Raw genomic sequence first — 17,287 nt, forward strand, 5'->3', positions numbered from 1 at the left:
AGCTTCGTTCCCACGGCCAAGCTGCCGAAGTTCGTGATGCGCCAGGAGAGGCCGCTACGGCGACGGCGCGAGCCGCACAGTCGTCGTAGCGTTTATCGCCTAAGATAGATTATCGGAAATACGAGTGTCATCGCCGGCTTGCGGCCGCCCCGGGCCTGCCGGGGCGCAACCGGGCGACTTAGCGGCAGCTGTTGGCGAAGGTCATCAGTTCCGATTGGCCGTTCGGGGGCTTGAAGAACTTCACGATGTAGCCGAGCTCGCCATTCCGTTCGACTTCGCACCAGACGCCTTCGGAGGTGTTCCGGCATTCATTGACCCGCAGGCAGGCGTTCGGGCCGAGCGTGCCGATCACCGGCTGGCTGAGGCTCGCGCCCCTGCGGACATTCAGATTGGTGAGAGTCTGGACATAGGAGCCGGCGGCCGGAGTCTGCATCTCGAAGCTCGTCGCGCAGCGGTTCTGGCTGCCATAGGTGATGCAGTTGCGCCCCCCGTTCGCGCCGCTCCCCCAGCCGCCGAACGGCTGGCTTGCGACGATCGGCGGCGCGCCGGCGCGGCGCATATAGACCGACGATCCGGAGGTGGTCCTTCCGGTCAGTTCGTCGCCGCGGGCGTTGAGCACGGCGAGTTCCTTGTCGCCGATGCCGAGGAGGACGATCTGCGACCCGCGGATGTTGTAGCGGTTGACCGAGAAGAGATCGCCGCTGCAGCCGAAGGACGAGGCGCGGAAAGCGCCGAACATGCTGTCGCCGGTCAGATCGATGGTGCAGGTGCGGCCGTCGGCCTGGACCGACCACTTGCCCCGCACGTCGGTGTTCTGCGCCGCCGCCGGCGCGGCGATGACCAGGGCGCCGGCGAGGATGCCGACGGCGAGATGCTGAAGTCGCATGAATGCCCCCAACTGAACCTGCGCCATTGGTCGCGGTTCAGAGCGGACGCCGTCAAGGTCCTGTACGACAGACGGGGCGACCTTGAGGGATCAGAAGAGGTCCAGATCCCCGTCGTCGTCATGGAGGGGGCCGAGGTCCAGGCCGGTGGCGGCCCCTTCGATCCGCTTGACCACGTCGCCGAGGGTGATGTGGCTGAGCGCCGAAGTGAGGTCGACGGCCTCCTCCTCGCTGGCCTGGAGTCCCAGGTCGCGCGCGAAATTGGCCAGGGCCGTCAGGTGCTGGTTGAGCAGATCGATCGTATGCAGGTCGGGCATGACCTTCAGCCGCTCCTCGGGGCTGATCAGGTCGAGGAGCCGGCCGAGCGTGTCGTCGAGATGCTGCGACGCATTGCAGGCCATCGCGATCTCGCCGGCCAGCAGATCCAGCGCTTTCGCCGGGCTGATATGCAGGCGGTCTGGGATCTTGGCGGCCGTTGCAGTCATGAGTCGCTCCCCTGAGTCGACGGAAATTGCCGCGCTGTCGCTTAAGGCCAGATGAATGCCGTTCTGCGAAGTGCCGTTCCGCGAAATCTCAGACGACCGGCAGTCGCCGCCGCCCCTCGGCGATCTCCTGCAGGGTGCGGACATAGAAGTCCGGCTCGAGGGCGGTGATCCGCGCCTCCAGGGTTTCGGCGGTGTCGCCCGGCAGAACTGGCGCGCTGATGCGGGCGATCTCGGGGCCCTGGTCGTATTCGCCGTCGACCAGATGAATGACCGCTCCGCTCTCGGCGACGCCGGACGCGATCACCGCCTCATGCACGCGACGGCCGTACATCCCCTGCCCTCCGAAGGCCGGCAGGGGACCGGGATGGATGTTCAGGACGCGGCCGCGGAATCGCTCGAGGAAGACCGGCCCCAGCTTGCGCAGGTAGCCGGAGAGCACGACGAGCTCGACGCCGGCGGCTGACATGGCCTGGGTCAGGGCGACGTCGGCGGCGGCCGGATCGTCCTTGGTCGGGATCCAGGCCGTCGGCACGCCCAGGGCGGCGGCGTGAGCCAGGGCTGGCGCCTGCCGATTGTTGCTGACCACGATCCGCGGCTCGGCGGCGAGTTCGCCCCTGGCCATGGCTTCGAGGATGGCCCGCATGGCGGTCCCGTTTCGAGATGCGAGAAAGCCGAGCCTAAGCATCTGTCATATCAAAGAAAAGCGTCGGCCAATTCATGTTCAAAGCGAAGCCCGTCATAGGCGGGTTCCACGCCCGGGGGCAGGCGGCCGGCCAAGTCGCGATAGTCGAGGTCGATATGCAGGTTGGTCAGGATGGCGCGCCGCGGCTTCAGGCGCTCGATCCAGGCCAGGGTCCGCTCCACATGGGCGTGGGTCGGGTGCGGCCGCCAGCGGAGGGCGTCGACGATCCAGACGTCGAGGTCGGCCAGCATGGCGAACGCGTCCTCGGGCAGATCGACGAGGTCGCTGGAATAGGCCACGCCGCCGAACCGGTAGCCGACGCTGCGGATCGCCCCATGGTCCTGGTCGAAGGTCGTCACGGGGATGGCGCCGGATGGGCCGGAGACCTCGAACGGCCGGCCGAGCGGCGGAAGCGGCTGATGCCGGCAGATGGCGGGATAGCCCCCCTGCCCTTCGAAGATGTAGTCGAAGCGGCGCGACATGGTCCCCCAGGTCGCGGCGTCCATGTAGCAGGGAATCTCCGCGCGCTGGCGGATGAAGAAGGCGCGCACGTCGTCGATGCCATGCACCTGGTCGGCGTGGTCGTGGGTCAGCAGGATGGCGTCGAGACGCTTCACGCCGGCCGCGGCCGTCTGCAGGCGCAGGTCCGGCGAGGTGTCCACCAGGGCCGTGGTCACCGCCGCGTCGGGGTCTGCGGCCTTGCGCCGCACGAGCATGGAGCAGCGGCTGCGATGGTTGCGGGGTTCGTCCGGGTCGCACACGCCCCAGTCGCCGTCGGCCCGCGGCACGCCGCCGGAGGATCCGCTGCCCAGAATGGTGAACTCCAGGACGCCGGTCACGGGCGCGGGATCCGGTCGAAGAGGGCGAAGAAGGCGGCCTCCGTCCGGCGCTCGGCCTCGGGGAGCGACCAGCCGCGGATCTCCGCCAGCTTGGCCAGCACGTGGGGCAGATAGGCCGGCTCGTTGCGGCGGCCGCGATGGGGAACCGGCGCGAGATAGGGGCAGTCGGTCTCGACGATGATCCGCTCGCCCGGCATGTCGGCGATGACGGCGCGCACGTCGTCCGCGGCCTTGAAGGTGGCGATGCCCGAGACGGAGAACCAGGCGCCCAGCGCCGCGGCCCGGCGCGCCAGTTCGGCGCCGCTGGTGTAGCAGTGCATCAGCATCCGGAAGGGGCCGCGTTCGAACTCCTCCTCCAGGATGTCGCCCATCATCTCGTCGGCCTCGCGCGTATGGACCACGAGCGGCAGGCCGGTCTCGCGGGCGGCGGCGACGTGGGCGCGGAAGACGCGGGCCTGGATGTCGCGCGGGCTGAGGTCGTAGTGGAAGTCGAGCCCCGTCTCGCCGATGCCGACGACCTTGGGATCGCCGGCCAGCTCGACCAGGGTCTGCGCCGACAGGTCCGGGTTCTCCTTGGCCTCATGGGGATGGGTCCCCACGGTGCACCAGATGTCGGGAGCGTCGGCGACGGCGCGCACGGCGGAGAAGCCGGAGACCTTGTCGCTGATATTGACCATCAGGGCGATGCCGGCCGCCCGGGCGCGGTCGATCACCGCCTGGCGGTCCTCGTCGAACTGGGGGGCGTGCAGGTTGACGTGACTGTCGATGAGCATGAAGGCGACGGCGGATCAGGCGCGGGCGGCGATCCGCAGGTCGCGAAGCGCCGTGAACAGGGCGTCGGCGCGGTCGAGATTGAGCGCCTCGACCTCGCGCGGTAGGGCGGTCAGCCTCTCCCACGCCTGGGCCCAGGGATCAAGGCCGCCGATCCGGGCGCTCGCCCGCTCGCGCGCCATCTCGTGCACCCGCTCGGCCAGGCGTTCGAGGAAGAGGCTGAAATTGGCCGCCCCCTCCCCGCCTCGGAACCGATCGGTCAAGGCGAGCGCGGCGGCCTCATCCAGGTCCGGAAGCCTCAGCAGGATCTCCCGCGCCGCATCGTCGAGGGCGATCGCGGAGCCGGCGGCGAGCGCCAGGGCCCGCCCCGGCGCCTCCCCGGACATCCGGGCCAGCCGAAGGGCCTCTTCCGGATTGGCGCTCGTGTGGTCGCGCACGAAGGCTGCGGTCGCCTCCAGGCCGAGCGGCCGGAACAGCAGCCGCCGGCATCGGGAGCGGATGGTCGAAAGAAGCCGGCCGGGCGCATGCGAGACGAGGAAGATCACCCCCCGCGGCGGCGGCTCCTCCAGCGTCTTCAGGACGGCGTTGGCGGCGTTGACGTTCAGGTCGTCGGCCGGATCGATGATCGCCACCCGGTGCGGCGCAGAGGCCGGCGACTTGGCGAAGAAGTCCGCCAGCTTGCGCGCCTCGTCGACCGGGATCGACTTCCGCATCTTGCCGTCCTCGCCCATCCGCTCGATGACCAGCAGGTCGGGATGGGAGCGCGCCGACACCTGCCGGCTGACGGGATGCTCCGGATCGCTGCCGAGGACCCCGTAGGACTTGGCGTGGGGCGCGCCCAGAAGGCGCCGCGCCGCGCGATAGGCGAAGGTCGCCTTGCCCGTCCCCTCGGGCCCGGTCAGCAGCCAGGCGTGGTGCAGCCGGCCGCGACCATAGGCGTCCTCGAAGGCGTGCTCGGGGCCCTCATGGCCGATCAGGCGGAAGACGTCGCGCGGATGCGGCAGCTCGGCCTCAGCCATGGTCCGACAGTCCCAGCCGGCGGCGCGCCGCCGCCCAGACGGCCGCCTCCACCGCCTCCAGCGGCGCCGTGGCGTCGATGATCTCGCAGCGGTTGGGCTCGGCCGCGGCGATGCCGAGGAAGCCTTCCCGAAGCTTCGTATGGAAGGCGAGCCCCTTGGACTCGAACCGCGTCTCCGCGCCGGCCCGGGCTGCGGCGCGGGCTAGCCCGACCTCCGGCGGCAGGTCGAGGATCAGCGTCAGGTCGGGAGTCACGCCGGCCAGCACATGGGCTTCCAGCGCCGCGATCAGGGCGGGGTCGGTCCCGCCCCCGGCGCCCTGATAGGCGCGGGTGGAGTCGGCGTAGCGGTCGCAGAGCACCCAGGCTCCGCGCGCGAGGCCCGGTGCGATCACGCGTTCGATGTGGTCGCGCCGGGCGGCGTACATCAGGAGGGTCTCGGTCACAGGGGACCAGCGGTCGGCCTCGCCCTGGACCAGCAGGGCGCGGATCGCTTCGGCCCCGGGAGAGCCGCCCGGTTCGCGGGTGGCGATCACGTCATGCCCGGCGTCGCCGAGCCGTTCGGCCAGGCGGCGGAGCTGGGTCGACTTGCCGCCCCCTTCGCCGCCTTCGAACGTGATGAAGCGCCCGCGTTTCACGCCGCCCAAATTGGCCGGTTCGCCGTGCGTGTCCAGAGCCCTTCGCCGGGAACGGCGTCAGTAGGGGTGGATGACGCGGGCGTCGGCGAATCCGACGCTGGCCACCTGGTCGCGGATCGCCCAGGCCCGTCCCTCGTCGCCGGACACGTTGAGCATGACGCGATAGAGCGTGCCGGCGCCGGTCTCGACCGGCTCGATCACCGCCTCCCCGGACCCGGCCAGAAGGTCCAGAGCGCGTTCGGCCCGCAGACGGTCGCCAAAGGCCGCGGCCTGAACCCGGTAGGCGCCCGGCGGCGGAAGGTAGGCGCTCGCCGCCGGCGGGGCTGCGGCGGCCGGCGGCGCAGGGGGGGCGACGGGCGGTGCGGCGGCGGGCGCGGGCGTCGGCGTGGCCCGGGCCAGTTGGCTGTAGGGTATGGGGGCGGCCGGCAGGGCGGGCGCAGGTTCGGCGGCCGCGGTCCGTACGCCGAGGTCGCCGCCGCCTCCGAGCGGCGCGCGCCCGACATAGCGCACGCGCACCCTGGCCAGCCCCTTGCGTTCGAAGTCGAGCTCGCGGGCCGCGGCCTTCGACAGGTCGATGATGCGGTCGCCGACGAAGGGGCCGCGGTCATTGACCCGCACGATGACCTTTCGGCCGTTCTCCAGGTTGGTGACCTCCACCAGGCTCGGCAGAGGCAGGGTCGTATGGGCCGCCGTCATGGCGTTCATGTCGAAGGTTTCGCCGTTGGCCGTGGCCTTGTTGTGGAACTGGGGACCGTACCAGGAGGCGATGCCGACCCGGTTGTAGTTCGGGTCCTCCTTCGGCACGTACCAGACGCCCCCCACCTGATAGGGCTTTCCCACCTTGTAGCGGCCGCCGGCGCCCGACGGCGGCTTGGCTCCCCCGGCCTCGGGCAGGCGGGTGGCCAGGCGCGGGGTCGGCGCGGCGCAGGCGGCGAGCGTCAGGGCGGCGAGGCTCAGAACGGCGGCGGCTCGAAACGTCCGCGCCGGATCGGCGATCTGCATCCCCATCTCCGCTGCTCCGCGGACCGCGCATGAGGCGCGGCTCCATCATCCTTAGCGGAGTGTGAAGCCACAGGATTTGAGACGAGGTTAAGCCGGATGCGACCGGCGGCCGCATGTCCGTTGGAGCCGCGCCCCCTCCCCTGCTATAGCCCCCGCTCCGGACGGGTGGCCGAGTGGTTTAAGGCAGCGGTCTTGAAAACCGCCGTGGGTTCACGCCCACCGTGGGTTCGAATCCCACCCCGTCCGCCACTTCGGTATAAAACCGGGAACGCCGATTCCCGCCGATTTCCCTCCTTTCGCGGCTACCAGCGTCCGCAACAGGGTGTTCTTCGATCCCATGATGCGGATTTCGTCGTCCGCGACCTCGACACGCTGGGCGAAGGCCCGGACGTGTTCCCGCCGATAGCCGCCCTCTCCGAGCCGAAGCCGGGTGCGGGCTTCGCTCGCCAGTTCCCGCACGGCCGTCCCTGTGAGGCCCTGGTGGGCCGAACTTTTCAGCATGGCCTCGGTCCTTTCGGCGTCGGCCCGCGCCTGGTCCCGTAGCGCGGTCAGGCCCGCGATCCGCTCGCCAAGGGCGGACTCGGCCGGATCGAGCGAACCGGCCTCGATGGCGTCATAGAGCCGCTTTAGGCGCATGTCGGCCTCGGCCGCTCGATGGTTCAACTCTGCGATGTGCTGGCCGCGCCGCTCGACGCTCTCCTGCCGGCGGTCGAGCAACGAGGCGAGGACTTCTTCGATCCGCTCGGGGTCGAGCAGCCGTTCCTCGATATGGCTGACCACCATGCTGTCGAGCTTGTCCATCGGGATCGCCCGGCCCTTGCAGCCGGTATCGCCCTGCCGCGCCCGGATCGAGCAGGCGTAGTAGCGGTAGCGGCCGTTCTTGCCGGTGCGCAGCGTCATGGCCCCGCCGCAGTTGCCGCAATGGCAGATGCCCGTGAGCAGGTTCGGGCCACTGACGACGCGCGGCGGCGTCACCTTCGGATTGTTGGCCTGCAAGCGGCTCTGCACGGCCTCGAATATCTCAAGGTCGATCAGCGGCGGCACCGCGACGGTGACGACCTCTTCCTCGGGTTTCACCTCGCCCTTTTTGGAGCGGCGATTGAACCGATGCTCGCCGATATAAGTGCGGCGGGTCAGGATGCGGTGAAGCTGGCCAATGCCCCAACGCCCGCCGCTCCGGGTGAACATGCGGTTCCTGTTCAGGTAGCTGACGATGTTCTTGACGCCCATGGGGCCGGACGTGCCGTCGCCTTCCGATGCAAGGCGGAAGACCAGCCGCACGGTGTCGGCGTGCAGCGGGTCGATCTCCAGCTTCTTCTTCATCTTCGCGCCGCGCTGCTCGGCGTCGACGACGCGGTAGCCTATGGGCGGAAGCGAGCCGTTCCAGAAGCCTTGCCGGGCGTTCTCCTTCAAGGCGCGCAAGACATGCTTGGCGTTCTCTTTGGACTGGTATTCGTCGAACAGGGACATGATCCGCCGCATCATGTCGTGGATCGGATCGTCGCCAAGCTCCTGCGTGATCGAAACCAGCTTCACGCCGTTCTTCGCCAGCTTCCGGTAATAAAATTCCATCTCGAACTCGTCGCGGAAGAAGCGCGAAAAGCTGTGGACCACCACCACGTCGAACGGCGCTGGCTTGGCCGTGGCGGCTTCGATCATACGCTGGAACTCGGGGCGCTTGTCGTTGGTGGCCGACGCGCCCGGCTCAATGAAGGTCTCGACGAGCTGGTAGCCGCGTTCCTGGCAATACGCCTCGCCCTGGCGCTTCTGGTCGGGGATCGACACGTCATGCTCGGCCTGCCGCGCCGTCGAGACGCGCAGGTAGAGGGCGGCGCGCAGGGCGACATGGGGGCTTTGCATATTCATGGCCGGTCTCCTTTCGCCGCACGGCGTTCGAGCAAGGGCAATTCCAGCTCCACCCGGTCATGCAGCACCTTGGGCACGACCTTCTGCCCTTCGCCGGGGTCCATGCGGATCAGGCCGTAGCTCGCCATCGTCTTGAGGGTTCGGGAGAGGCTGGGCTTCGTCCGTCCGGTGATCCGCGACAGTTCCTCCAGCGAGCCGGGCGACTGCTCGTCGATGACGCGCAGCAACTCGCGGTTCCCGCTGGAGAGGATTTGCGCGAAGGATTCCGTGGATGTGAACCACACCTTCGGATCGCCGGGTGCGGGCTTTTCCTCACCCTTGGCAATCTGCATGGTGCGGGCCTTCATTTCTTCGTAGTCGGCAATCCCGACTTTCAGGGTGGTCATGTTACGCCTCGCTCCTTCAAAACCGCGTCCACCGCCCGCCAGAAGTCGGCCAGCAGCGTGGCCGCGTCTTCGTAGGCGTAGAGCTTCACGGTCTGGAACCGGTGCCGATGGTCCATCGGCTCGCCGTGCCTGCCTCGGCGGACCGGATGGGCGTTATCGAAGCCGACCAGCCGTTCGCCCGAAGGCCCGTGAAGCGTGAGCGAGTAATCGAGGCCGTGCGGCTTCTCCGTCGATGCCGGAATGCGGGTGACGATGAACTTCACCCAATGGCCGCCCTCGGGATCGACAACGAGCACCTGTCCGTCGAGGTCCAGAAGCGTGTCGAGGCTCGGGTCACGATCCTCGCTCATGGCTTACTATTACCATCAGGTGTTAACAGTGACAAGCCCTGATTGTCGGGATCGGCGTCTATGGGGCCGAACAAGCGGTCGAGCACGTCGCCGAAATACCGCTCGAAGATTTCAAGCTCGACCTCGGTGATCGGCACCTTCTCCGGCCAGTCGTCGATGACGGGCAGCGTCTCCACATCGACGATGCGTAGCGGCGACCGGCGGCGTTCCCTGCCGTCCGGCGCGGGTTCGTCGGCATAGTCGAAAAGATCGTCGGGAAGTGTCTCGGGGACCGGCTGTCGCGGTCGCCCTTTGCGGGCGCGGCGGCGCTTTGTGCACATGGAATCCTCCTTGATTCTGGTGGATTCCGGGGCGCTCAAGGCCCCGGAATTAAGCGAACCATGGAGGGGGATCGGCGGGCTGTAGCGTGCCGCATTCGCGCCTGTGCGCTGGCGGCACCCCTACCGCCAAGATGGACTTAGCTTGCGGCTCGCCGTGCCTTGGCGAAACCGCGATCTGTGGCGATGAAGCGTTCAAGCATGGGCACGATCAGCCTGACGGGATCGGCGGCGGGCTGGCCGCTCTCGCGGGCCAGCACCTCGGCATAGGCGACCAGATCACGGTGAAGCGGCGCGGGCAGTTCCACCGTCACCTTTATGGGCTTGTCGTCGGGCAGCGGGCCGAGTTTCAGCTTGGTCATGGTCAGCCTCCTGCCGGCTCGAACACAAGGTCGCGGGTGACGATGATCCTGACCGGGAAGCCGGGGCGGATCGTGAGCGTCGGCGCGACCTGCAACTGACGCTGGACGATCTGCTGGCCCGCTTGGTTGACGGTATCCTGCGCACCGTCGCGGATGGCGCGGATCAGCCGGTCCTCGTCGCTGGTCGCCAGCTCCGTCCCGACTGCCAGCAGCGTGGACAGCCCTGCCGCCTTCATCAGATCCCACCAATGATAATCGACACCATCCTCAAGGCCGGCGTAACCGGAAGCGTCCGCGCCCGGAAGGCGCTCCAGGACGATGGAACGGCCGCCCGGCAGGATCAGGCGATTCCACACCAGCAACACCCTGCGCTGGCCGAAGGTCACGCCATCATCGTATTGGCCGATGATGCGCGTGCCCTGCGGGATCAGGAGCAGCGAGCCGGTCGGACTGTCATAGACGTTCTCGGTGACTTGCGCTGTGATCTGGCCCGGAAGGTCGGAACGGATGCCGGTGATGAGCGCCGCCGGGATCACCGCCCCGGCTTGAAGGATATAGGGCGATGCCGGCGGCGTGACGCGATCCGGCGCGACCGTCCGCCGTTCTACCGGCCCATTGAGGAACGCCGTGTGCCGGTCCTGCGTCCCCGTAGCGCCAGGCTGGCCGGCGAGGCCGAGACCGGCAAGGCCGGGCGTAGCGATGCCGGTTGCCGTCCCCGTGCCGGGCGCGGTCTGGAAAAAGACGCGGCTGAGGCGCGCGGCTTCTTCCTCGGCAAGACGGCGCTGCTCCGCTGGATCGACGGCGGGCGTCGCCACGACAGGCGGCGCAACCGGCTGGCCCCGGTTCTGCGCGTCGAGGATCGGGCGGCCGAGGTCTCCCGGTAATGCCGGCCCCAGGACCGGGCCGGTATAGTCGCGCGGCAGGCCGGACAAGCCGTCCGCCGTGGGCCGGTTCTCGGTCGAATAGAGTTCTTCCCCGCCCGGTCCCGCATCGCGGGTCTGGAGGGCATAGATGAGCGCACCGCCGATGCCGAGCAAGGCAACGGCTCCGACGCCTGCGAGCATCTTCCGCGACAGGCGGGTGACGCGGGGCGGTTCGGCACGTAGGCGCATGGGCGCGGCGGTGTCCGTGATGGTGTCGTCTGTCATGAGGAGGAGTCTCCGGTCACTCGGTCGGATTGATCGGCAGTGGCTTGAGTGGGGTTCACGCGCACGATCCTGACCGTCTGCTGGCGGTTGCCGCTGCCAAGGCGCAGCTCGGCCGCGCCGAACAGGCGATCCACGATCAGGATGTTCTGGTGGATGCGGCTGTTGACAATCTGCGGCTCACCATCGGAGCCGAGCACGAAGATGGGCGGCATCTCGCCCTGCACGATGCCGGCCGGGAAGACGACATAGACGCGGCGGCCATCGTCGAAGACGGAGACCGGCCGCCATGGCGGGCTGTCTCCGGTCAGGCCGTAACGATAGTTCCGCGCGGTTTCGGCCGGGATGATCGGGGCGGTCGGGACCGTCTGGCGCTGGCCGGCTGGTGGCGCGGGATAGGCCCAGGCGACGGCCGGCATGTAGAGGGCTTCGCGAGCGCGCAGCTCGATCATGTAGGTGCGGCGGTCGGTGGTAACGACAAGGTTGGTGGAAATGTCCGGGCGCGTCGGCTTGACGAGGATATGGACGCGGCGGGTCGCGCCGCTGCCGCTCACGGTGTCACCGATCACCCATCGGGCGGTGTCGCCGGCCGCGATCGGCCCCGCCCCGGTCAGGCTCTCGCCCGGCTCCAGTGCAATGGTGGTGATCTGGCCGACTGCGGCATAGACCTGATAGAGCGCGCCTTCGCTCCACGGATATATCTGGATGGCGTTGTAGTAGCCTTCCCGGCGCGGCTCGACGCGGGCAGCGGCATTGGCGTTCTCGACGCGGCCGGTCGGCGTGCCGGCGGCTTGTCCTCCACGAGCGACGGTCCAGGCCGGGGGCACATGCAACGGCCGGGGCGTTTCATCGGTGACAGCCGCCTGCACGGTCGGCAGCGGCGGCACCTCGGCGTCGTAGCTCCATTGCGGCCGGTTGGTGGCGCAGCCGGCCAGCATGGTCGCCGAAAGCAGCACGGCCGCAATTGTGGGAGTGCGGGTGATCGTCCTCATTGGCTCATCTCCCGCGACCATGAAACTGCGTTGACGTAGATGCCGAGCGGATTGGCGCGCAAGCGCTCGGTGTCGCGCGGGGGCTGGATCACGATGGTCAGGATCGCGGTCCATCGCTCGGTGGTGGAAAGCTGGCCGTTTTCGTAGTGGCGTTCGGTCCAGGCGACGCGGAAGCTGTTCGGGGATGCCCGAATGACGCTCGAGACCTCGACGGCGACCTGTTGGCGGCCGACCTTGGCGAAGGGATCATTGGCGCGGGCGTAGTCGTTGAGCGCCGCCGCGCCGCGATCCGTGGTCCACTCGTAGGCGCGAAGCCAGTTCTGGCGGACAATGATCGCGTCGGCCGGGATCGCGCGGACCTGCTCGATGAAGCGGCCGAGGTGAAACGCGATCTGCGGATCGGTCGGCCGGTAATCGGCGTTCGCGGGCGCGACGGTTTGCGCCTGGCCGAGATTATCGACCTGCACCACCCAGGGCACCACGGTCCCGCGCGCCGACTGCCAGACCAGCGCCGACGCGAAGCCGGCCGACAGGATCAGCGAGCCGAACGCCATATAGCGCCAGTTCTTCGCCTGTACGCGGGCCGAGCCGATGCGCTCGTCCCATGCCTGCGCGGCCTTCTGATAGGGCGTCTCGGGTTCCGGCGATTTGCCGTAGTGGGTCGATGGTCGTTTGAAGATGTTCATGAGCGGTCACTTTCGGAAAGGTTGACGGAGGAACCGGAGCCGTGGCTGTCGCCAGAGCGCACCGCATGGGCGACCATGGTGGCGCCGTGGTTCATGGCCCGCGAGCGCCGCATCCGCTGCGCCCAGGCCGGAGGGCTGCCGCTGGGGCCGGATGGCGCGGCGGCGGGATCGGCGCTCGCACCGCCGACCGTTCCCATGGTGGAGGTGCCGCCGGTCGCGCCGAAACCTGCCCGCGCGCCAGCGGAGAAGCTGGACTTGACGGATTCGCTGGCGCGCGCGGCAGCACGTTTGAGCGGAGAGATTGCCGCCGAGCCTGCGGCGCGTGCGACGCCGCCAAGGCCGGAGGCGACGCCTGCCGCCCCGCTCTGGCCGAGCGAGCCGAGGCTATAGGCTGCGGTCGCCGCGCCCGCGGTCGCCGCGCCTCCGCGGACGGCCGCGGCCCCGCCGGACAGGGCGGCAGCTCCGCCCTTCGCGGCGAGCATGGCCCCACCGCCGGCAGCGACGGCCGCGCCGCCGACCGCAAGGCCGGTTCCCACGGCTGCGCCCGCGCCGAGCTGCGGGCCGCCCGAGACGATGCCGTTGGCGATGCCGGGGCCGAAGATGCCGAGGCCGAGCAGCGACAGCGCGGCGAGCACGATTGCCATGGCGTCGTCGATGCTCGGCGTCTGGCCGCCGAAGCCGGCAGTGAACTGCGAAAACAAGGTGCTGCCGATGCCGATGATAACGGCGAGCACCAGAACCTTGATGCCGGACGAGACGACGTTCCCCAAGACCTTCTCGGCCATGAACGCGGTCTTGCCGAACAAGCCGAAGGGGATCAGCACGAAGCCGGCGAGCGTCGTCAGCTTGAACTCGATCAGGGTGACGAAAAGCTGGATGGCGAGGATGAAGAAGGCGAGAACGACCAACGCCCAGGCGAACAGCAGGCACGCGATCTGGATGAAGTTCTCGAAAAAGGCGATCCAGCCCATCAGGTCGGAAATGGAATCGAGCAGCGGGCGGCCAGCTTCGAGGCCGGTCTGCGCCACGCGGCCCGGCCGCATCAGATCGGTAACGGAAAAGCTGGTGCCCGACGCCATGAGGCCGAGGCCGGCGAAGCTCTCAAAGACGATACGCGCGAGGTTGTTCCAGTTGGAGATGATGTAGGCGAAGACGCCGACGAACAGCGTCTTCTTCACCAGCCGCGCGATGATGTCGTCATCCGCGCCCCAGGCCCAAAAGAGCGCGGCGAGCGTCACGTCGATGACGATGAGCGTGGTGGCGATGAAGGCCACCTCGCCGCCGAGCAGGCCGAAACCGCTGTCGATGTATGAGGTGAATACGCCGAGAAAATTGTCGATGACGCCTGTGTTCCCCATGGTCAGCGCGCCTCCCGGCGATCACGGCCGAGGAAACGGTCCCTGCTTTCGGCCCAGGCGGCGAGGCATTCGGCATCGCTGGCGGCGGCTTCGCCGAGCTGCTGGCAGCGGCGCAGGGTTGCGCGCAGCGGGTCGGGCGGCGGCTGGAGGGCTGGCGCGGAACGCGGCGCGGGCGGTTCGTCCTCCCGTGCCATGTCGATAGCGGTCGCCGTGACGGCGATGGCGACGAACACCACGACCCCGAGCCGGGCCAGCATCTTGCCGTCCATGGCGACCCTCCCGTCAGTTGTTGCCGTTGTTGAACATCTGCGCGTTGCCCGGCTGGTAGCCGGTGCCCGGCGTGAGAAACCGGCGGCGCTGCTCTCGGCCTTGTTCGGCGGCGGCTGCGCGCTCGGCTTCCGTCAATGCACCGGCCCGGCCGTTGGCGGCGAGCAAGGCGATCAGGTCGGAAAGCTGCTGCGACTGGAGCGCGAGAAGCTGGTTGCCGGCCTGCGTGGCTTGCAGCGCGCCGGTTGCGCCCTGGCTCTGGCCGACAAGCGCGGCCATCTCGGCGCGGTTGCTGTCGATATTGCCGACCGCGCCTGCCTGCACGCGCATGGCGTCCTGCAAGCCGCCGACCGTGTTCTCCCAGCGCGAGCGGGCATCGGCGATGAGCTGCTGATCGGTGGCCGACAGCGAGACTTTGCCGTATTGCTGCTGGAACGCCTGGTCGATGCGCTGCACGTCGAAGGCGATGTTCTGCGCCTGGCTCAAAAGCTGCTGCGTGCGTTGGACGTTCTGCTGGAGCTGCTGGAGTGAGGAATATGGCAGGCTCGCGAGATTACGGGCCTGGTTGATGAGCATCGTCGCCTCGTTCTGGAGGCTCTGAATCTGGTTGTTGATCTGCTCCAGCGTGCGCGCGGCCGTGAGCACGTTCTGAACGTAGTTGGTCGGGTCATAGACGACCCATTGCGCACGGGCCGGACTCGCCAGCATGGGCGACAGGACGATGGGCGCAGCGAGCATGGTCGCTGCCATCAGGATGGGACGCGAGCGGAAACGGCGAATGGTCATAGTCAGGCCTCCTTTTCGGAACGAGGGGTGATGTTGGTGAGGTTGGGGATCAGGTCGGCCGCCCAATCGACGCCGCGCTCGCGCAGCCAGGCGACGAGGAAGCCGTTGCTTCCATGCTCGGCGACGAGTTCGGCGATGCGGGTCTGGTCGGATTTGGCGGATGCGGCGCAGAGCGCGAGACCGACTTCGGACAGGCCAAGCTCGAACAGCCGGTTGCCCCTGCGGCTTTGGCAGTAGTAGTCGCGTTTGGGCGTCGCCCGCGCGAGGATTTCGATCTGCCGGTCATTGAGGCCGAAACGGCGATAGATGGCCGTGATCTGCGGCTCGATGGCGCGTTCGTTCGGCAGCAAGAGCCGCGTCGGGCAGCTCTCGATGATGGCGGGTGCGATGTTGCTGCCGTCAATGTCGGACAGGCTTTGCGTGGCGAAGATGACGCTGGCGTTCTTCTTGCGCAGCGTTTTCAGCCATTCGCGGAGCTGGCCGGCGAATCCCTCGTCGTCCAGGGCAAGCCAGCCCTCGTCGATGATGAGCAGCGTGGGCCGCCCATCGAGCCGGTCGCCGATGCGATGGAACAGGTAGGACAGGACGGCCGGAGCCGCGCCGGTCCCGACGAGCCCCTCGATCTCGAACGCCTGCACGTCCGCCACGCCGAGATGTTCGGTTTCGGCGTCGAGCAACCGGCCATGGGCACCGCCGACGCAGTAAGGCCGAAGCGCTTGCTTGAGGTCGTTGGATTGCAGCAGGACCGCAAGGCCGGTGATGGTGCGTTCCCCGACCGGCGCTGACGCCAGCGAAGTCAGCGCCGTCCAGATATGCTCCTTCACCTCCGGCGTGATCGTCATGCCTTCGCGCATGAGGATGGCGGCGATCCAGTCCGCCGCCCAGGCGCGTTCATAGGTGTCGTGGATACGAGCGAGCGGCTGGAGCGAGACGGAAGCGTCGGACCCTTCGGTCAATCCGCCGCCGAGGTCGTGCCAGTCGCCGCCCATGGCGAGCGCCGCCGCCCGGATCGAGCCGCCGAAATCGAAGGCAAAGACCTGGGCATCTGCGTAGCGGCGGAACTGCAAGGCCATGAGCGCGAGCAGCACGGACTTGCCCGCGCCGGTCGGGCCGACGACGAGGGTGTGGCCCACGTCGCCGACGTGAAGGGAAAACCGGAACGGGGTTGAGCCTTCGGTCCTGGCGTAAAGCAATGGAGCGTCGCCGAAATGCTCGTCCCGTTCCGGCCCCGCCCACACCGCCGACAGCGGGATCATGTGGGCGAGATTCAATGTGCTGATGGGCGGCTGCCGGACGTTCGCATAAGCGTGTCCGGGCAGGCTGCCGAGCCATGCATCCACCGCGTTGACCGTCTCGGCCATGGCGGTGAAGTCGCGGCCCTGGATGACCTTCTCGACCAGCCGCAACTTCTCGTCGGCTATGCGGGGATCGGCGTCCCAAACGGTGACGGTCGCCGTGACGTAGGCCATGCCCGCCACGTCCGCGCCGAGTTCCTGCAGGGCCATGTCGGCGTCGAGCGCCTTGTTGGCGGCATCGGTGTCCACAAGCGCGGACGCCTCGTTAGTCATCACCTCTTTCAGAATCGCCGCTATGGACTTGCGCTTGGCGAACCATTGCCGCCTGATCTTGGTGAGCAGCCGCGTCGCGTCCGTCTTGTCGAGCAGGATCGCGCGCGTGCTCCAGCGATAAGGGAATGGCAGCCGGTTCATGTCGTCCAGCAGGCCGGGCGTCGTGGCGGTGGGGAATCCCACGATGGTCAGGACGCGCAGATGCGCGCTGCCAAGGCGCGGCTCCAGCCCGCCGGTCAACGGCTGGTCGGCCAGCAGCGCGTCGAGGTGCATCGGCACCTCGGGCACGCGAACGCGATGCCGGTTGGTCGAGACGGTAGAATGGAGGTAGGTCAGCGTGCCGGCGTCATCGAGCCAGCGGCATTCCGGCATGAAACCATCGAGCAGCGCCAGAACGCGGTCGGTGCGATCCGCGAAGCCGCGCAGGGCTTCCCACGGATCGACGCCGGATTGCTCCCGGCCCTCGTAGAGCCAGGTTTCCGCGCGAGCGGCTTCCTCGACCGGCGGCAGATAGAGGAAGGTCAGCAAGTAGTCTGACACGAAATGCGTGCCCGCTTCCTCGAAACCGGCTTTCCGCTCGGCATCGACGAGCGCCGACGCGGGATCGGGAAAGGTGCTGTCGGGATAGGTCGCAGCTTCGCTGCGCTGCGCCTCGACGAAGATGCTCCAGCCGGAGCCGAGACGGCGCAGGGCATTGTTGATGCGGCCGGCGACGGCGACCAGCTCGGCTGCGACGGCGGAATCCAGATCAGGACCGCGAAACTTCGCGGTGCGCTGGAACGAGCCGTCCTTGTTCAACACGACGCCGGAGCCGACCAGTGCGGCCCAGGGCAGATAGTCAGCAAGGCGGCTGGCGGTGCGGCGGTATTCGGCAAGGTTCATCATGGC

At 68.3% G+C, this 17,287-nt stretch carries 20 protein-coding genes and 1 tRNA gene; 1 reads left to right on the top strand and 20 read right to left on the bottom strand.

The window, feature by feature from the left end; genetic code table 11:
- Positions 1–178 precede the first annotated feature (178 nt).
- From H2041_RS03315 to H2041_RS03350, 8 genes are all read right to left on the bottom strand, one after another.
- Positions 179–886 (bottom strand): SH3 domain-containing protein, encoded by a 708-nt coding sequence (locus H2041_RS03315; RefSeq protein ID WP_293409400.1) that lies wholly within the window; start codon positions 884–886, stop codon positions 179–181.
- A gap of 90 nt (positions 887–976) precedes the next feature.
- The gene (locus H2041_RS03320; protein WP_293409402.1) at positions 977–1,369 is read right to left on the bottom strand and encodes a hypothetical protein; all 393 of its coding nucleotides are present in this window, start codon (positions 1,367–1,369) and stop codon (positions 977–979) included.
- Positions 1,370–1,457: 88 nt separating this feature from the next.
- Positions 1,458–2,054 carry a phosphoribosylglycinamide formyltransferase gene (locus H2041_RS03325; RefSeq protein ID WP_293409404.1) on the bottom strand — a complete coding sequence of 199 codons (597 nt, stop codon included), beginning with the start codon at positions 2,052–2,054 and terminating at the stop codon, positions 1,458–1,460.
- An 8-nt stretch (positions 2,055–2,062) separates the two neighbouring features.
- Positions 2,063–2,890: an MBL fold metallo-hydrolase gene (locus H2041_RS03330; protein ID WP_293409406.1), complete on the bottom strand. Its 828-nt coding sequence runs from the start codon at positions 2,888–2,890 to the stop codon at positions 2,063–2,065.
- Positions 2,887–3,663 (bottom strand): TatD family hydrolase, encoded by a 777-nt coding sequence (locus H2041_RS03335; protein ID WP_293409408.1) that lies wholly within the window; start codon positions 3,661–3,663, stop codon positions 2,887–2,889. Before H2041_RS03335 ends, H2041_RS03330 begins: the two co-directional genes overlap by 4 nt.
- Positions 3,664–3,678: 15 nt before the next feature.
- On the bottom strand, positions 3,679–4,680 hold the full coding sequence (locus tag H2041_RS03340; protein ID WP_293409410.1) for a DNA polymerase III subunit delta': 1,002 nt from the start codon (positions 4,678–4,680) through the stop codon (positions 3,679–3,681).
- Positions 4,673–5,314, bottom strand: coding sequence for a dTMP kinase (gene tmk / locus H2041_RS03345; protein WP_293409412.1), 642 nt, complete (start codon positions 5,312–5,314; stop codon positions 4,673–4,675). The genes H2041_RS03340 and tmk overlap by 8 nt, the downstream gene beginning before the upstream one ends.
- Before the next feature lie 57 nt (positions 5,315–5,371).
- Entirely contained in the window at positions 5,372–6,322 is a 951-nt protein-coding gene (locus tag H2041_RS03350) for a septal ring lytic transglycosylase RlpA family protein (protein WP_293409414.1), read from the bottom strand.
- A gap of 153 nt (positions 6,323–6,475) precedes the next feature.
- Here H2041_RS03350 and H2041_RS03355 point away from each other — a divergent pair.
- Positions 6,476–6,565 (top strand) — tRNA-Ser (locus tag H2041_RS03355).
- On the opposite strand, the gene H2041_RS03360 is transcribed toward H2041_RS03355, so the two are convergent.
- The 12 genes from H2041_RS03360 to trbE form a co-directional block, all read right to left on the bottom strand.
- Positions 6,527–8,182, bottom strand: a complete 1,656-nt coding sequence (locus H2041_RS03360) for a recombinase family protein (protein ID WP_293409416.1) — start codon at positions 8,180–8,182, stop codon at positions 6,527–6,529. The genes H2041_RS03355 and H2041_RS03360 overlap by 39 nt on opposite strands.
- Positions 8,179–8,568 (bottom strand): helix-turn-helix domain-containing protein, encoded by a 390-nt coding sequence (locus tag H2041_RS03365; RefSeq protein ID WP_293409418.1) that lies wholly within the window; start codon positions 8,566–8,568, stop codon positions 8,179–8,181. Before H2041_RS03365 ends, H2041_RS03360 begins: the two co-directional genes overlap by 4 nt.
- On the bottom strand, positions 8,565–8,918 hold the full coding sequence (locus H2041_RS03370; protein ID WP_293409421.1) for a DUF6516 family protein: 354 nt from the start codon (positions 8,916–8,918) through the stop codon (positions 8,565–8,567). Before H2041_RS03370 ends, H2041_RS03365 begins: the two co-directional genes overlap by 4 nt.
- Entirely contained in the window at positions 8,915–9,238 is a 324-nt protein-coding gene (locus H2041_RS03375) for a hypothetical protein (RefSeq protein WP_293409423.1), read from the bottom strand. Before H2041_RS03375 ends, H2041_RS03370 begins: the two co-directional genes overlap by 4 nt.
- A gap of 137 nt (positions 9,239–9,375) precedes the next feature.
- Positions 9,376–9,597, bottom strand: a complete 222-nt coding sequence (locus tag H2041_RS03380) for a DUF2274 domain-containing protein (RefSeq protein WP_293409425.1) — start codon at positions 9,595–9,597, stop codon at positions 9,376–9,378.
- 2 nt (positions 9,598–9,599) lie between these two features.
- Positions 9,600–10,745 carry a TrbI/VirB10 family protein gene (locus tag H2041_RS03385; protein WP_293409427.1) on the bottom strand — a complete coding sequence of 382 codons (1,146 nt, stop codon included), beginning with the start codon at positions 10,743–10,745 and terminating at the stop codon, positions 9,600–9,602.
- Positions 10,742–11,734 carry a P-type conjugative transfer protein TrbG gene (gene trbG / locus H2041_RS03390; RefSeq protein WP_293409429.1) on the bottom strand — a complete coding sequence of 331 codons (993 nt, stop codon included), beginning with the start codon at positions 11,732–11,734 and terminating at the stop codon, positions 10,742–10,744. Before trbG ends, H2041_RS03385 begins: the two co-directional genes overlap by 4 nt.
- A complete protein-coding gene (gene trbF / locus H2041_RS03395; RefSeq protein WP_293409431.1) occupies positions 11,731–12,420 on the bottom strand; it encodes a conjugal transfer protein TrbF in 690 nt (229 codons plus the stop codon). The genes trbG and trbF overlap by 4 nt, the downstream gene beginning before the upstream one ends.
- Positions 12,417–13,778, bottom strand: a complete 1,362-nt coding sequence (trbL, locus tag H2041_RS03400; RefSeq protein ID WP_293409433.1) for a P-type conjugative transfer protein TrbL — start codon at positions 13,776–13,778, stop codon at positions 12,417–12,419. Before trbL ends, trbF begins: the two co-directional genes overlap by 4 nt.
- 2 nt (positions 13,779–13,780) lie before the next feature.
- Positions 13,781–14,047, bottom strand: coding sequence for a putative entry exclusion protein TrbK-alt (gene trbK-alt / locus H2041_RS03405; RefSeq protein WP_293409435.1), 267 nt, complete (start codon positions 14,045–14,047; stop codon positions 13,781–13,783).
- A 13-nt stretch (positions 14,048–14,060) separates the two neighbouring features.
- Positions 14,061–14,831 (bottom strand): P-type conjugative transfer protein TrbJ, encoded by a 771-nt coding sequence (gene trbJ / locus H2041_RS03410; protein ID WP_293409437.1) that lies wholly within the window; start codon positions 14,829–14,831, stop codon positions 14,061–14,063.
- 2 nt (positions 14,832–14,833) lie between these two features.
- Positions 14,834–17,284 (bottom strand): conjugal transfer protein TrbE, encoded by a 2,451-nt coding sequence (gene trbE, locus H2041_RS03415; RefSeq protein WP_293409439.1) that lies wholly within the window; start codon positions 17,282–17,284, stop codon positions 14,834–14,836.
- Between the last annotated feature and the right edge of the window lie 3 nt (positions 17,285–17,287).

The organism is Phenylobacterium sp. (assembly GCF_013911965.1).
GTDB lineage: Bacteria > Pseudomonadota > Alphaproteobacteria > Caulobacterales > Caulobacteraceae > Phenylobacterium.

Bases quoted from the DNA above. Each gene is read 5' to 3' on its own strand.
- H2041_RS03315 (WP_293409400.1), bottom strand. From the start codon at position 886: ATGCGACTTCAGCATCTCGCCGTCGGCATCCTCGCCGGCGCCCTGGTC.
- H2041_RS03320 (WP_293409402.1), bottom strand. From the start codon at position 1,369: ATGACTGCAACGGCCGCCAAGATCCCAGACCGCCTGCATATCAGCCCG.
- H2041_RS03325 (WP_293409404.1), bottom strand. From the start codon at position 2,054: ATGCTTAGGCTCGGCTTTCTCGCATCTCGAAACGGGACCGCCATGCGG.
- H2041_RS03335 (WP_293409408.1), bottom strand. From the start codon at position 3,663: ATGCTCATCGACAGTCACGTCAACCTGCACGCCCCCCAGTTCGACGAG.
- H2041_RS03340 (WP_293409410.1), bottom strand. From the start codon at position 4,680: ATGGCTGAGGCCGAGCTGCCGCATCCGCGCGACGTCTTCCGCCTGATC.
- H2041_RS03350 (WP_293409414.1), bottom strand. From the start codon at position 6,322: ATGGGGATGCAGATCGCCGATCCGGCGCGGACGTTTCGAGCCGCCGCC.
- H2041_RS03360 (WP_293409416.1), bottom strand. From the start codon at position 8,182: ATGAATATGCAAAGCCCCCATGTCGCCCTGCGCGCCGCCCTCTACCTG.
- H2041_RS03365 (WP_293409418.1), bottom strand. From the start codon at position 8,568: ATGACCACCCTGAAAGTCGGGATTGCCGACTACGAAGAAATGAAGGCC.
- H2041_RS03370 (WP_293409421.1), bottom strand. From the start codon at position 8,918: ATGAGCGAGGATCGTGACCCGAGCCTCGACACGCTTCTGGACCTCGAC.
- H2041_RS03375 (WP_293409423.1), bottom strand. From the start codon at position 9,238: ATGTGCACAAAGCGCCGCCGCGCCCGCAAAGGGCGACCGCGACAGCCG.
- H2041_RS03380 (WP_293409425.1), bottom strand. From the start codon at position 9,597: ATGACCAAGCTGAAACTCGGCCCGCTGCCCGACGACAAGCCCATAAAG.
- H2041_RS03385 (WP_293409427.1), bottom strand. From the start codon at position 10,745: ATGACAGACGACACCATCACGGACACCGCCGCGCCCATGCGCCTACGT.
- trbG (WP_293409429.1), bottom strand. From the start codon at position 11,734: ATGAGGACGATCACCCGCACTCCCACAATTGCGGCCGTGCTGCTTTCG.
- trbF (WP_293409431.1), bottom strand. From the start codon at position 12,420: ATGAACATCTTCAAACGACCATCGACCCACTACGGCAAATCGCCGGAA.
- trbL (WP_293409433.1), bottom strand. From the start codon at position 13,778: ATGGGGAACACAGGCGTCATCGACAATTTTCTCGGCGTATTCACCTCA.
- trbK-alt (WP_293409435.1), bottom strand. From the start codon at position 14,047: ATGGACGGCAAGATGCTGGCCCGGCTCGGGGTCGTGGTGTTCGTCGCC.
- trbJ (WP_293409437.1), bottom strand. From the start codon at position 14,831: ATGACCATTCGCCGTTTCCGCTCGCGTCCCATCCTGATGGCAGCGACC.
- trbE (WP_293409439.1), bottom strand. From the start codon at position 17,284: ATGATGAACCTTGCCGAATACCGCCGCACCGCCAGCCGCCTTGCTGAC.